The following is a 503-nucleotide window of genomic DNA, read 5'->3' on the forward strand; positions in this document are numbered from 1 at the left end:
TGATCATGCCGCCGGACAGCGACGCCGGGTATTTGTCCGCCGCCGACAACGGCAGCCCGGCCAGCGCCAGTTTCACCGCCGCCAGGTGCTCGGCATCGTGACGGCTGAGGCCGGCGTGTTCGATCAGGGGCAGGGCGACGTTCTCGGTCACGGTCAGCGAGGAAAACAGCGCGCCTTTCTGGAACAACACCCCAAAGCGCCTTTCGATCAATGAGCGTTCATGCTCGGGCAGATTCGGCAGGTTCTGGCCGAAGACCTTGACCATGCCTTCGCTGGGCCGATTCAGCCCGACGATGCTGCGCAGCAGCACCGATTTACCGGTACCGGAGCCACCGACCACGGCGAGAATTTCGCCTTTGTACACGTCCAGATCAAGGTTCTCGTGCACGCTCTGCGGGCCGAAGCGATTGCACAGGCCACGGACTTCGATCACCGCCTCCGAGGGCGCGCGGGGTAGACGACTCACCAGCCCATCTCCATGAAAAACAGCGCGGCCACCGCAT

General features: G+C 63.6%; 1 protein-coding gene. It reads right to left on the minus strand.

Going from position 1 to position 503, the window contains the following annotated elements; genetic code table 11:
- Nucleotides 1-466, minus strand: a 466-nt coding sequence (locus J5M71_RS27370; RefSeq protein WP_207838678.1) for an ATP-binding cassette domain-containing protein, incomplete at its 3' end; no start/stop codon positions are given.
- Nucleotides 467-503: the final 37 nt, after the last annotated feature.

Origin of the sequence: Pseudomonas sp. 43(2021), assembly GCF_017490805.1 — a bacterium.
In the GTDB taxonomy this organism is placed as follows: domain Bacteria; phylum Pseudomonadota; class Gammaproteobacteria; order Pseudomonadales; family Pseudomonadaceae; genus Aquipseudomonas.